This is a genomic window from Kribbella albertanoniae (genome assembly GCF_004348455.1).
In the GTDB taxonomy this organism is placed as follows: domain Bacteria; phylum Actinomycetota; class Actinomycetes; order Propionibacteriales; family Kribbellaceae; genus Kribbella; species Kribbella albertanoniae.
In genome coordinates, this window is sequence record NZ_SMKA01000009.1 from 1 (window position 1) to 13,675 (window position 13,675).

Here is a 13,675-nt window from a genome sequence, read left to right on the forward strand (position 1 = left end):
GGCGGGGGGCCAGGGGTCTGGGCGGGCTGCGCGTTGTGCGATGGTGCGGAAGTCTTTGTGGTGGTAGCGGTAGTGCTTCTCGGCTAGGACGGCGCGGAGGGCTGTGCCGTCTGGGTCTTCGGCGTCGTAGCGGTCGAACTGCTCGGTGAGGAAGAGCAGGGGGAGTCGGGCGTCGTTTTCGGGGAGGTAGCCGGCGTCGACTACGGCGGCTACTGCCTCGGGGTTGAGGTCGAGCGCGTGAGTGAGGAGCGCGTCGCGCATGCCGCCGCGCTCCAAGTTCTCCAGCGGGTTGCTGGTGGAGCCGAGGTCGCGCAGGGATCGCCGTACGGCGACGGTCACGTCGTACGGCAGGTTCGTGTTCAGGAGCGCCAGGATCCGGTCGATGATGACGCGGTCGTCGATCGTGAGTCTGTACGTCGAGCACGCCGACTGGAGGACCCGCCCGCCGGGGTCGGCCTCGCGATAGGCGGCGAACTGCTGGGTGAGCAGCAAATGGAGCGGTAGCAAGCCGGGTTCGGTGGGGCGGTAACCGGCGTCGCGGGCTGCTGCGATCGCCTCGGCGTTGCCGTGGATCGCCTGTTCACACACGGCCGCGGCACCGTCGGCGGGCAGTTCACGCAACGCGCGGCGGCAGCGGTCGTGGACCTCGTCGGGCAGCCAGGTGGTCAGATACTCCAGCAGCCGCACGACCAGGGCGCCCTGGTCAAAGGCCGGCAGCAGGTCGAGTCGGTCCTTCAGGAGCGCGAGTAAAGACAGGTCGACGTCATCGGGCTGGGCAGGCGGTCGCGGCAGGTACGGGTTGGCGGACACGATCTCCATCAGCGAGTCCGGCTCACCCTCTCGCCACAGTCCGCACCGGGTCTCATGGCCGGGCGGCGCCGCGCCGATGTAGGTCGGGCCCAGCTGCGCACGCGGCCGGAACTCGGCTTCCAGAGCGTCCAGCAGACCGGGCTGATCAGTGACCGACAACAGGTCGGCCAACCGCTGACGCAGTGCGAGATCGGGAAACCGCAGCGCGGCCGGGACGATCCGCCGTATCCAGGGATCGCCGACGTACAGGCCGTTCTGCGGGTCGGTGGCGGTCTGCGGCAGACAGGCGGTCAGCCGGACCCGCGGCTGGTACGGCGACGTCGGATCGGATTCAAGCAGGAACTCAAGCACCGGTACGACGCGCTCCGGCACCTCGTGATTCCCGAACCTGAAGTTCGCCGCGGTCAGCAAGAACCACGCGCCGCGCCATACCTCGTCGCGGCGGGCTTCATCCGCCCACCACCGATCGATCCGCTCACGCGCTCGGCCGTCGCGCTCGTACAGCGCAGCAGCCAGCACATCCTGGACACGTTTCCGCGGGCGCCGCCGAAAGAACCTCACCCTCCCATGATGCCCTTTGCATCGCGGACAAGGAGGGCCAATTGGACGCGGTTGGCGAGGCAGAGTTTGGTCAAGGCGCGGCTGACATGGGATTTGACGGTTGGTTCCCCGACCGCGATCTCGCGGGCGATCTCGGCGTTCGAGAGGCCGCGGGCGACGCCGTGGGCCACCTGTGCTTCGCGTTCGGTCAGTAGTTCGAGTTGGGCGCGGGCGGCGACGGCTGTTGCAGGCGGTTGCTGCTCGGCGAAAGCCGTGATCAGGCGCTGGGTGACTGCGGGCGAGAGGATCGCGGTGCCGGCCGCGACCGTCCGGATCGCCGTCACCAGGTCCTGCGGCGAGGTGTCCTTGAGCAGGAAGCCGGCGGCCGCGCGCCGCAGAGCAGTGTGGACGTAGTCGTCGAGGTCGTAGGTCGTCAGCATGATGACCTTCGGTGGTGCCGCGGCCTGGTTGATCTCGGTGAGTGCCGACAGACCTTCCATGCCGGGCATCCGGACATCCATCAGTACGACGTCGGGGTCGTGGCACCGGACCGCCTCGACCGCGGCAGCTCCGTCGGTGGCCTCGCCGACCACCTCGATGTCGTCGGCGGTGTCGAGGATCATCCGGAGCCCGCTGCGGACCAGGTCTTCGTCGTCGACGATCAGCACCCGGATCATGAGGCGCGAACTTCGGTCGGCGGCAGCGGGAGCCGGGCTCTGACGATGAAGCCACCGCCGTCCAGGTGGCCGGCGTGGAACTCGCCGCCCATGAGTTCGACCCGCTCACGCAACCCGATCAGTCCGGACCGGCTGCCCGGCAACGAGCCGGACTGCCCTGCCTCGTTGATCACCTCGAGCAGAAGGTGATTCTCCTGGTACTCGAGCAGCACGCGGGTCACAGCCGCGCCCGCATGCTTGTGCACATTGGTCAACGCCTCCTGCGCGACTCGGTAGATGGTGTTCTCCACCAGCACTGGCACCGGTCGAGCATCGCCGCGGTCGCGACGCGAGATCGGCAATCCGACGGCACGGGATCGGTTGAGCAAGGGATCGAGCTGAGCCAGTCCCTGCTGCGGAACCAGATCTTGCTGACCGGTGGTGAGCACGCTGAGAACCGTCCGCAACTGCCCGAGCGCTTCTTGCCCGGTCGTGCGAATGAGCTCCGCCTCGGCAAGTGTCGTCTGCTCTGCCGTGTTGCACTGCAGGGCTCCCGCATGCAGGACCATCAGCGAGACTCGATGGGCGACGACGTCGTGCAGGTCGCGGGCGATCCGCGTCCTCTCCTCCGCGCGTGCCGCGGTGATCTGCGCGGTTCGCTCACGTTCGACGTACGCGGCCCGCTCCCGAAGACCGGCCACAACCTGACGTCTCGCCTTCATCCACCCGCCTACCAGCATCGGTACCCCCACCAGCGCGAAGGCGCTTCCCATCGCAGCGGGTAGTTGCGCAAGGGAGACACCAGGCGCCACGACCTGTACGGCGACTAGGGCCAAGCCGTACCCGGCCAGTCGGCGCATGGACCGGAAGATCGATGCAGCGACGACACAAGCAACCCACTGGAGCGGGATGGTCGTCGCATGCAGCGGGGCAAGCACCAGTGCGGCTGCCAGCAGCGGTAAGGGCCGACGCGGCAGCAGTACGACGATCGCGCTGACGAGGGCCGCGACCGTCTGCTGGAGCCATTGCGGGCCAAGCAGTTCCTGCAACTGGGTCGGCGTGCTGCCGCTCGACAGGAACGGAGCGCCTGCCAGCAGTACGGCGACCACCAGGCGCTCCGGCAGCCGGAGCAGCGGGGGAGTGTCGCCGTACTGGATCATGTTGCCACCGTAGATTCCGCCGACGCTCCGCCGCAGCGGTTGATCGGCTAGACCTGCCTCATCTTTCGTAGTGGGTGCCGATCGACGATCAGCCGATGAGGCGTCGGTGTCGGCGCAGCCAGGATCGGCCCATGCCCACTCGAACCCCAGCGGTCCAAGCGACCGCGCTCACCAAGATCTACGGCACCGGCGACGCACGGGTGATCGCTCTCGACGGAGTCACCGTGGACTTTCACCGCGGCCAGTTCACCGCGATCATGGGGCCGTCGGGCTCCGGTAAGTCGACGTTGATGCATTGTGTCGCCGGGCTGGACCGGCCGGATCTCGGTGCGATCCGGATCGGTGATGCCGAGTTGGGCGAACTGTCCGACGACCAGCTCACCGCGCTCCGCCGGGACCGCGTCGGTTTCATCTTCCAGGCCTTCAACCTGCTTCCCACCTTGACCGCGCTCGAGAACATCACGCTGCCCTTCGATCTGGCCGGCCGGCCGCCGGATCAGACCGCCGTCGACCGGGTTGTGGACGTCGTTCGGCTGCGGGACCGGCTCGGTCATCGCCCGAGTCAACTGTCCGGTGGTCAGCAGCAGCGCGTCGCGGTGGCACGGGCTCTGGTGACCAACCCCGAGGTGGTCTTCGCCGACGAACCGACCGGCTCGCTGGACTCGGCGGCCTCGACCGAGCTGCTCGGTTTCCTGCGTCGTTGCGTCGACGAATTCGAGCAGACCGTGGTGATGGTGACGCACGAACCGTCCGCGGCCGCGTTCGCGGATCGCGTGCTGTTCCTCACCGACGGACGGCTGGTGGACGAGTTGACGGCACCGACGGCTGACCGTGTCCTCGACCTGATGAAGTCGCTGGAGAAGGTGACTTCCTGATGCTCAAGGCAATGATTCGCGATCTGGTCGCGCACAAGAGCCGCGTCGTCATGACCCTGCTCGCGATCGCGGTTGGTGTTGCCGCGATGGTCGCCGCGTGGTTGATCAGCGATTCGACGGCGACCGCGCTGTCGGCCCAGCGGTCGCGGACCGATGTCGGCATCGCGGTGCAGCGCATCGACAGCGATGCCGCTCTGACTGTTGCGCAGAGCAAGCAGTTGGCAGATCTGCCGGGCGTGCGTGGAGTGTCTGTCGTAGCGGTCGGACGAGCCGGTCTGGTCGGCGCGGACGGCAAGCTGGTGCCCGGCGAGACAGTGCCGGAGTACGCCGGAACGAACTGGAGCCGGACCAGTCGGTTCGAACTGACCGAAGGCCGCGCGCCGGCAAAGGCCGGTGAGGTCGTCCTGCGTGATGCTGAAGCGGCCAAGGGACAGTTGCGGGTCGGCACCCGGGTCCGCATCCTGCTCGCGGACGCCAAGGTGGACACTCCAGTCGTGGTCGGCCTGTTCGCGTATCGATCCCTCGGCCCACGATCCGATCCACAGCTGGGATCTGACCCAGTTCCCGCAGTTGCGTACGACGCCAGGACCGCGACGAAGGTCCTTGGCGACGACGTCGAGCGGATCGAGCTGACCGTCGTACCGGGAGCTGACAGTACGGCGCTGACGGCAGCTGCCGATCGAATCACCGGGCCCGGCTTCCGGGCGTCCACCGGAGAGACCCTGGCCGCGGCATCCGCGCGCGAAGCAGCCGACGGTGCAAAGGACCTGCGGCTCGCGCTCTTACCGGCCGCTGCGGTGGCCCTGCTGGTCGGCATGTTCGTCATCGCGAACACCTTCTCGATCCTGGTCACCCAGCGGACCAGACAGTTCGCCCTTTTACGGGCAGTGGGCGCCTATCGCCGGCAGATCCGGTTCAGCACGCTCGTCGAGGCCCTGCTCCTGGGGTCCGCCGGTGGAGCGGTCGGCGTGGCCTGCGGGATCGGGCTGGCCGCGCTCCTGCTTCCGTTGATGAATTCGGATGGGCGGATCCCGTTGGCCGGCGTACCGGTTGCGGTCCTGCTTGGCCTCGGCATCGGCTTGCTGGTCACAGTCACCGCGGCGTGGAGCGCCGCGCGACGAGCGGCCGGCATCTCTCCGATGGCGGCGTTGCGACTGGATCATTCGACGCCGAGGGCGCAGGGACGTCGACAGACGATCATCGGTGCCGTAGCAGTCGCGGTGTCGGTTGTCGTCATCGGTCTCACCGCGAGCCCGAGCGCAGAGAACGCAGCCCGGATCGTGAGTCTTCTCGCTGCCCTCGTCGGAGTCGTTGGGGTGCTGCTGCTCGCGCCGGTCCTTGCCGGATTCTGCTTGCGTCCCCTGCTCGGCCTGGTCGCGCGGCGCAGCAGCCCGGCTCTCCGGCTCGCGGTCCGCAATGCCGTGCGCGATCCGCGTCGTACCGCCGCAACCGGAACCGCCATTACCATCGGGCTCGCGCTGATCTGTGCGCTCGGCGTACTCAGCGCCACCTTGCTGAGTCTGGTCGGATCGACCGTGCGGGAGAACGTGCCGGCGGCAACGACGATCGTGCAGCCCGCCGCAGGTGGCGAGGCGGTTCTGGACGCATCGACCTTGGAGCTCGTGCGCCGGCTTCCGGAGGTGAGTACGGCGGCAGGCAGTCGCGATGTCGTGGCCGACATCTCCTACCGAGGAGGGCAGACGGTACGGCGGGTCTCCGCGATCGAGCCGCATGCGCTCGGCACCGTGTTCACGCCGGATCTGGTGTCCGGCGTGGCCGACCTCCGCCAGGGTGCCGTCGTGTCGAAGAACCAGGCCGACATGCTCGGGCTGAGACTGGGCGACGAACTGACGGTGACCTTCGATCCGGCACACCAGGTGGTGACCAAGGTCGCTGGAATCTACGACGCCACCGAACTCCAGGCCGCGATCTTCGTCGATGTCGCCGCGGTTCCCGAGCGGACCCGCTCACGGCTCAGCCTGATCTACGCCACCGGCCCCGATCCGGTCGCGGCCAAAGCCGCCCTGGACCGGACGTTCGCCGTTCGGCCGGATGTCGAGGTGATCGACCGGGACGCCTTGGTCACCAGGTTGCAGGACGTGCAGCGCGTCGGCTTCGCCGTTCTGTACGCGATGTTCGCCGTCGCGGTGATCATCGCCGTCTTCGGTGTCGTCAACACGCTGATCCTCTCGGTGACCGAACGCACTCGCGAGATCGGCATCGCCCGGGCGGTCGGTGCCGGCACCGACCTGATCCGCCGCTCGATCGCCTGGGAGAGTCTGGTGATCTCGACCTTCGGAGCCGTCCTCGGCGTCTTCGTCGGGCTCGGCGTCGGAGCCGTCCTCCAACATGCGATGCTCGGTCAGCATCTGGCCGATCTGACCGTCCCATGGCTGGTCATCGTCCTCGGCCTCGTCGGCGTGATCATCGCCGCGACCGCGGCGGCCGCCTGGCCTGCCGCTCGGGCTGCCAGAACTGATCCGCTCCGAGCCATCGCCTCCGGCTAGGGCGTGTCGGCTGCGCCGTGCTCGACGAGGTAGTCCTCGACGGTGAACAGGTGGGCGGCCATCCGGGTGCGCGCGCGGTCGGGGTCCTGGGCGGTGAGGGCGGCGAGGATCGAGAGGTGTTCGCGGTGGGCTGTTTCGTCGGCGCCGGGCTGGGAGATGGATCGGCGCAGCCGGTCGCGCATCGTCCGTCCACCCAGGGCGGCGACCAGCGCGGCCAGCACGGGGTTGCCGCCTGCCTCGGCGATGATGCGGTGGAAGGCTATGTCGTTCTCGATCACGGTCTCGTGGTTGGGCTCGGCGAGAGCGAGCTCAGCCTCGTTGTGGCGCAGCAACTCCGCTGCGGACTCGAGTTTCGACGAGCTGATGTGCAGCGCGGCAGCGGCGGCGGCTTCGGTTTCGAGGATCCGGCGGACCGCGTGCAGATGAGGGGTCGCGCTGCCGTCCTGCAGGTCGACGACGAATCCGAGCGGCGCGAGCAGCATGGCGGGATCGAGTTTGGTGACATAGGTGCCGTCGCCTCGCCGGGTCTCGAGGATGCCCATCATGGACAGCGCGCGGACCCCCTCGCGGAGCGGGGTCCTCGAGACGCCCAGCGCAGCAGCGAGATCGTTCTCGACCGGCAGCCGGCTTCCCGGCCGGAGCCGGCCGTCGATGATCATCTGCCGGATGCCCTCGACGACCACATCCGTCTGCGAAACCGTCGGCTCGCTCAGCTTGCCGCCGGTCATGGCAGCGCAGCCCAGTAGGACCCGTGCGGGTACTGGTAGGTCTGAAGCGACTCCCTGTGCATCTCGGCACTGTATCCGGGCGCGACCGGTACGACGTAGGCGCCATTCCGCACCACGCACGGCTCGACGAAGTGCTCGTGCAGGTGGTCGACGTACTCCGTGACCCGCCCGTCGAGATCTCCGGAGACCGCCACGTAGTCGAAGATCGCCAGGTGCTGAACGAGTTCGCACAAACCGACCCCACCCGCATGCGGACAGACCGGTACGTCGAACTTGGCCGCGAGCAGGTAGACCGCGAGCACCTCGTTGACGCTGCCCAGGCGAGCGGCGTCGAGCTGGCAGAAGTCGATGGCACCGGCTTGGAACAGCTGCTTGAACAGCACCCGGTTCATCCCGTGCTCACCGGTGGCGACACCGATCGGGGCGATCGCCTTGCGGATGGCGGCGTGACCGAGGATGTCGTCGGGGCTGGTCGGTTCCTCGATCCACAGCGGGTCGAACTCGGCCAGCGCGTTGACCCACTCGATCGCCTGCGGCACCTCCCACACCTGGTTCGCGTCGATCATCAGATGGCCGTCCGGCCCGATGACCTCGCGCGCGATCCCGCAGCGCCGGATGTCATCGGCGAGATCGGCGCCGACCTTGAGCTTGACGTGTTTGTAGCCTGCGGCAACGGCTTCCTCGCACAGCATCCGCAGCTTGTCATCGGAGTAGCCGAGCCACCCAGCAGAGGTGGTGTAGCAGGGGTAGCCGGTTGCCTCCAGCTCCTCGATCCGTTGCTTGCGGCCCGATTCCTTCTGTTCCAGCAGCGCGACCGCCTGATCCGGCGTCAGTACGTCGGCGAGGTAGCGCAGGTCGGCGGCCTCGACGAGTTGCTGGGGTGACATGTCGGTCAGCAGCCGCCACAGTGGCACGCCGGCCCGGCGGGCGGCCAGGTCCCAGACCGCGTTCATCACCGCGGCCAAGGCCAGGTGGATGACTCCCTTGTCCGGACCGAGCCATCGCAACTGACTGTCCGACTGGAGCTCGCGGTAGATCGCGCCGAGGTTCTCGCACAGGTCGTCGACCTCTCGGCCGATGAGCGGGTCAGCGCGCTGAGTGGCAGCGGCGGCGACCAGATCGGTGCCGCGCCCGATCGTGAACGTGAACCCGTACCCGGCCAAAGAGGGCTCGTCGGTGTGCAGGACGACGTACGCCGCGGAGTGGTCGCCGTCCTTGTTCATCGCGTCCGACCCGTCGCGGGTCAGCGAGGTCGGGAAGCGGACGTCGATGACCTCCACCGAGGTGATACGTGGCATGGCGGGCCCTCTCACGAGCAACGATAGATATGATCTTTTTCCGGTTCAGCTGCCGTTCAGTATGGACCAATGTCGACATGCTCGCTACGATCCCGGCAATTCATAGTATGAATCCACTGGCTCGGGCCAGGAGGGTGTGATGGCAATCGACGGGCTACGGCGTAGTTTCGAACGGCACTGGACCCTGTACTTGCTGATGGTCGTACCGCTGACCTGGTTCGCGGTCTTCAAGTACATTCCGATGTCGAACGCGGTCCTCGCGTTCAAGAACTTCAATGTGATCAAAGGCATCTGGGGCAGCCCCTGGATCGGTTGGCAGAACTTCGAGCTGTTCTTCGCCAACCCCGTGTTCTGGAACCTGGTGAAGAACACGTTCCTGCTGTCGGTCTACACCGTGGCCGCCAGTTTCCCGCTGGCGATCGCGCTCGCACTGGGGCTGAACGAGATCCGCCAGGGCCTGTTCAAGCGCACGGTCCAGATGGTGACCTACGCGCCGTACTTCATCTCCACCGTGGTGGTGGTGTCGATGACGATCCTGGTGCTGTCACCGCGGCTCGGGATCGTCAACGAAGGCCTGGGCTTCTTCGGTGTGCCGGCGATCGACTTCCTCGGCAATCCGGACTACTTCCGGCACATCTACGTCTGGTCCGACGTCTGGCAGACCACCGGCTACTCCGCGGTGATCTACCTGGCCGCGTTGTCCGGGATCGATCCTGCCCTGCACGAGTCGGCCCGGATCGACGGGGCCAGCCGGCTGCAACGGATCCGGCACGTGGACCTGCCCGGCATCATGCCGACCGCGGTCATCATCCTGGTTCTTGCTGTCGGCAACATCATGGCCATCGGCTTCGAGAAGGCGTTCCTGTTGCAGAACCCGCTGAACCTGAGTGAGTCCGAGATCATCGCCACCTACGTCTACAAGACCGGTCTGCTGAACGCCGACTTCAGCATGGCGACGGCGGTCGGGTTGTTCAACTCGGTGATCAACCTGGTGTTGCTGCTCGCCGTCAACTGGGTCGCCAAGCGCGTGACCGGGAACGGACTGTGGTCATGAAGGTCCGGCGGATCCGGGAGCCCCGGACGGACCGCATCTTCCTGGTCTGTGTGTACCTGTTGCTGACCGTCTTCCTCGCGGTTGTCCTGCTGCCGCTGCTCTACATCGTGGCCAGCTCGTTCAGTAGTCCGGAGGCGGTGTCGTCCGGCCGGGTGCTGTTCTGGCCGGTGGACTTCTCACTGCGCGGTTACAACGCTGTATTCCAGAATCCGCAGATCGTCCAGGGCTATCTCAACTCGTTGTTCTACACGGTGGTCGGCACGATCGTCAGTGTCACGATGACGATCGCGATCGCGTATCCGATGTCGCGCCGGACGCTGGTCGGCCGCAACACCGTGATGACCCTGATCCTGTTCACGATGCTGTTCACCGGCGGCCTGATCCCGACGTACCTGGTGGTGCAGTCGGCCGGGCTGCTGGACACCCGCTGGGCGTTGATCGTCCCGCAGGCGATCGGGGTCTGGCAGGTGATCATCGCCCGCACCTACTTCCGGACCGCGATTCCGGAGGAACTGGTCGAAGCCTCCCAGCTCGACGGCTGCGGCGACCTGCGGTTCCTCTGGTCGGTGGTGATTCCGCTGGCCAAACCGATGATCGCCGTGGTGGCGCTGATGTACGCGATCACGCAGTGGAACTCGTACTTCGACGCCCTGATCTACCTCAAGAATCCGGACCTGTTCCCGCTGCAGCTGGTGTTGCGCAACATCCTGATCCTCAACACCACCGGTGGGGGCGCGGTCGACGCGTCCGTCGTCATGCAACGCCAGCAACTGGCCGACCTGCTCAAGTACTCGCTGATCGTGGTCGCCAGTGTGCCGGTGCTGCTCATCTATCCGTTCGTCGCGCGCTACTTCACCAAGGGAATCATGATCGGCGCCGTGAAGGGCTGATCCTCCGCATCACCACAACCCCTGTGAGGGAACCATGTTTCTACAGTTCACACGGCGGAGGCGTGCCGCGATCGCCGGCATCGGCCTCCTGGGACTCGCGCTCGCGGCCTGTACCGGTAGCGGACCGGACGCCGAGCAAGGCAAGCCGCTGCCCACGATCACCGGCAATCCCGCGGTCACCCTCGACGTGTTCGCACCGCAGGCGGCCGACTGGAACCTGGCCACGAACGACTTCACCCAGGAGGTGAAGAAGAAGTTCAACCTCTCGATCAAGTGGCAGACCACGACCTTCGACGGCGGTCCGGCCAAGGAGAAGCGGCAGATCTCGCTGGCCAGCGGTGACTATCCGGACCTGTATCTGCTGATTCCGTGGGTCGACCAGTTCAGCCAGTCCGATCTGCTGAAGCTGTCGAACCAGGGCGTCGTCGTACCGCTGAACCAGTTGATCGACCAGTACGCACCGAACATCAAGAAGGCGCTGGACACCTCGCCCGGCTACAAGGAGATGGCGACCGCGCCGGACGGCAAGATCTACGGGATGCCGCAGTGGGTGGACTGTTTCCACTGTTCCTATCAGGCCAAGCTGTGGATGAACTCGGCCTGGCTGAAGAAGCTCGGGCTGGAGCAGCCGAAGACCACCGAGGACATGCGGAAGGTGCTGCAGGCCTTCAAGACCCAGGACCCCAACGGCAACGGCAAGGCCGACGAGATTCCGCTGAGCGCCGACGTACGGGACGTGCTGATCCCGTACTTCATGAACGCCTTCATCTACGACCCGCAGGGCACGAGCGGCAACAACAACTCGACCCTGGTGCTGGACAACGGCAAGGTCGACCTGCAGGCGAACAAGGACGGCTGGAAGAAGGGTCTCGCCTACCTCAACTCGCTGTACAAGGAGGGCCTGATCGACAAGGGCGCGTTCACCCAGAACCCGGACGCGCTGCATCAGCAGGGCGACCACGCCGGCTCGGTGATCCTCGGGTCCGCGACGGCGCTGCACCCTGGCATCTTCATGAGCACCGGTGTGGCGGACAAACGCGACATGCAGTACGACGCCGTACCGCCGCTGACCGGCCCGGACGGCGCGAACTTCACCGGCTACAACTTCCCGAGCGCGCCCGGCGCAACCTTCGTACTGACCAGCAAGGCGACGCCGGAGGAGCAGATCCAGGCGATCAAGCTGCTCGACTACATCTTCACCGACGAGGGCCAGACCAACGCCTTCTGGGGCAAGGAGGGCAAGACGTGGCGCAAGCCGGCGGCCGGCGACGTCGCGCTCGACAAGTCGCTGAAGCCGTCGTTCGCGCAGATCCAGCAGAAGCCCGGCGCGCCACCGGCGAACTCCGGGTGGCAGGCGCTGGCGCAGTACAACAACACCGCGACCTACCGGAACTCCGAGGCGATCGCCACCGACATCTACTCCGCAGCGGGCTACGAGCGCCGGTTGTACGAGGCAACCAAGCTCTACGCCGGTAAGGAGGACAAGTCCAAGATCTACCCGTACTGGAAGGTGTGGATCGATCCGTCGCAGGCCAGTGAGGTCGCGACCCTGCAGACCAACATCGAGAACTACGTGCAGCAGAACGCCCTGCAGTTCGTCACCGGCTCGAAGAACATCGAGACCGACTGGGACAGCTACGTCAAGGGACTCGAGGGGCTCGGCCTGAAGCGGTACCTCGAGATCCAGCAGGCTGCCTACGACAAGACCCCCAACAAGTAGACGCTGAGGAGCGACCAGTGCCGTACGACGCAACCTTCGAATCCCTGGCGACCTTCGAATGCCCGGAATGGTTCCGGGACGCGAAACTCGGCATCTGGTCGCACTGGGGGCCACAGTCCGTGCCACGGTACGGCGACTGGTACGCCCGGAACATGTATCGCGAGGGGAGCGACCAGTATCGCTACCACCTCCGGACCTACGGCCACCCGTCGCAGTTCGGCTACAAGGACATCGTCCAGCTGTGGAAGGCCGAACGGTTCGATCCGCACGCGTTGATGGACCAGTTCGTCGCGGCCGGCGCCCGGTACTTCGTGGCCCAGGCCGTGCATCACGACAACTTCTTCAACTACGAGTCGGCGATCCACCCCTGGAATTCGGTCAAGGTCGGACCGGGCAAGGACATCGTCGCGCTCTGGAAGGAGGCCGCGGACCAGCGCGGCCTCCCGTTCGGCATCACCGAGCATCTCGGTGCCACGCTCGGCTGGACGGCGGTCAACAAGGGCAGCGACCAGCACGGCCGGTATGCCGGTATTCCGTACGACGGCAACGATCCGGCGTACCGGGATTTCTATCTCGACAACCGGAAGCTGCTGCCCGCCGAGGACATCGTGGTCCACGAGCCGTGGTACAGCGATGATCCCGAGTGGCATCGCTTCTGGCTGGAGGCTGTGACCGAGATGGTTGACCGCTACCAGCCCGACCTCCTGTACTCCGATGGTCCGCTTCCGTTCGGTGAATCCGACTACGCGCCGGGCCTGCAGGCGGTCGCTCATCTCTACAACACGAATGCGCGTGCCGTCTACCAGCAGAAGGACCGCCGGCCCGAGATCAGTGTCGTCGGTGTGATGGACATCGAACGCAGCCAGACCCCTGAGATCCAGCCTGCGCCCTGGCAGACCGACACCTCGGTCGGCGACTGGTTCTACAACGTCCGTGACGTCTACAAGACGCCCGAGCATGTCGTCGAACTGCTGGTCGACATCGTGTCGAAGAACGGCAACCTGCTGCTCAACATCCCGCAGTTGCCGGACGGCACGCTCGACGCCGAGTGTTCACACCTGCTCGATCGGCTCGGTGCCTGGATGCGGGTGTGCGGCGAAGGCATTCATGGGACCCGACCGTTCCGGGTGTTCGGCGAGGGACCCTCGAGTGTGACCATCTCCGGCTTCACTGAGAACCGCGTCGACTGGACGGCTTCTGACTACCGGTTCACCCGCCGTGACAACACCGTGTACGCCTTCCAGTTGGCCTGGCCCGAGGACGGACGCAGCGTGATCCGTACCTTCGCCGACCACGAAACGGTCGCTGGTGTCCGCCTTCTCGGGCACGGCCCGGTTCCCTTCGAGCAGGGCCAGGGGATCCTCGTGGTCCGGCTGCCCGACGTACCGCCGGTTGCTGTGGCCAACTGCCTCGCGCTCGACCTGCGAACGGCCTGAG

At 66.3% G+C, this 13,675-nt stretch carries 11 protein-coding genes; 6 read left to right on the plus strand and 5 right to left on the minus strand.

The features are described from left to right. The 3 genes from E1261_RS04220 to E1261_RS04230 form a co-directional block, all read right to left on the minus strand. The coding region (locus E1261_RS04220; protein ID WP_132402121.1) for a hypothetical protein at window positions 1-1,371 on the minus strand (1,371 nt) is incomplete at its 3' end. After that, window positions 1,368-2,027, minus strand: a complete 660-nt coding sequence (locus E1261_RS04225) for a response regulator (RefSeq protein WP_132402124.1) — start codon at window positions 2,025-2,027, stop codon at window positions 1,368-1,370. The genes E1261_RS04225 and E1261_RS04220, both read right to left, overlap by 4 nt. Continuing rightward, window positions 2,024-3,166: a sensor histidine kinase gene (locus E1261_RS04230; RefSeq protein WP_132402127.1), complete on the minus strand. Its 1,143-nt coding sequence runs from the start codon at window positions 3,164-3,166 to the stop codon at window positions 2,024-2,026. Before E1261_RS04230 ends, E1261_RS04225 begins: the two co-directional genes overlap by 4 nt. A gap of 131 nt (window positions 3,167-3,297) precedes the next feature. Between E1261_RS04230 and E1261_RS04235 the strand changes: the two genes are divergently transcribed. Both E1261_RS04235 and E1261_RS04240 read left to right on the plus strand, forming a co-directional pair. Beyond that, window positions 3,298-4,041 (plus strand): ABC transporter ATP-binding protein, encoded by a 744-nt coding sequence (locus tag E1261_RS04235; RefSeq protein WP_132402130.1) that lies wholly within the window; start codon window positions 3,298-3,300, stop codon window positions 4,039-4,041. Further along, entirely contained in the window at window positions 4,041-6,548 is a 2,508-nt protein-coding gene (locus tag E1261_RS04240; protein ID WP_132402133.1) for an ABC transporter permease, read from the plus strand. Before E1261_RS04235 ends, E1261_RS04240 begins: the two co-directional genes overlap by 1 nt. On the opposite strand, the gene E1261_RS04245 is transcribed toward E1261_RS04240, so the two are convergent. Both E1261_RS04245 and E1261_RS04250 read right to left on the minus strand, forming a co-directional pair. Then, window positions 6,545-7,276: a FadR/GntR family transcriptional regulator gene (locus E1261_RS04245; RefSeq protein ID WP_132402136.1), complete on the minus strand. Its 732-nt coding sequence runs from the start codon at window positions 7,274-7,276 to the stop codon at window positions 6,545-6,547. The two genes, E1261_RS04240 and E1261_RS04245, sit on opposite strands and share 4 nt — an antisense overlap. Further along, entirely contained in the window at window positions 7,273-8,574 is a 1,302-nt protein-coding gene (locus E1261_RS04250; protein WP_132402139.1) for an L-fuconate dehydratase, read from the minus strand. Before E1261_RS04250 ends, E1261_RS04245 begins: the two co-directional genes overlap by 4 nt. A 139-nt stretch (window positions 8,575-8,713) precedes the next feature. On the opposite strand from E1261_RS04250, the gene E1261_RS04255 reads away from it, so the two are divergent. The 4 genes from E1261_RS04255 to E1261_RS04270 are packed head-to-tail and all read left to right on the plus strand — an operon-like array spanning window position 8,714 to window position 13,674. Then, window positions 8,714-9,628 (plus strand): ABC transporter permease, encoded by a 915-nt coding sequence (locus tag E1261_RS04255; RefSeq protein ID WP_132402142.1) that lies wholly within the window; start codon window positions 8,714-8,716, stop codon window positions 9,626-9,628. Continuing rightward, on the plus strand, window positions 9,625-10,518 hold the full coding sequence (locus E1261_RS04260) for a carbohydrate ABC transporter permease (RefSeq protein ID WP_132402144.1): 894 nt from the start codon (window positions 9,625-9,627) through the stop codon (window positions 10,516-10,518). Before E1261_RS04255 ends, E1261_RS04260 begins: the two co-directional genes overlap by 4 nt. Before the next feature lie 34 nt (window positions 10,519-10,552). After that, complete coding sequence (locus E1261_RS04265) at window positions 10,553-12,238, plus strand: type 2 periplasmic-binding domain-containing protein (protein WP_132402147.1); 1,686 nt, start codon at window positions 10,553-10,555, stop codon at window positions 12,236-12,238. Continuing rightward, window positions 12,145-13,674, plus strand: coding sequence for an alpha-L-fucosidase (locus E1261_RS04270; RefSeq protein WP_132402150.1), 1,530 nt, complete (start codon window positions 12,145-12,147; stop codon window positions 13,672-13,674). Before E1261_RS04265 ends, E1261_RS04270 begins: the two co-directional genes overlap by 94 nt. Window position 13,675 lies beyond the last annotated feature (1 nt).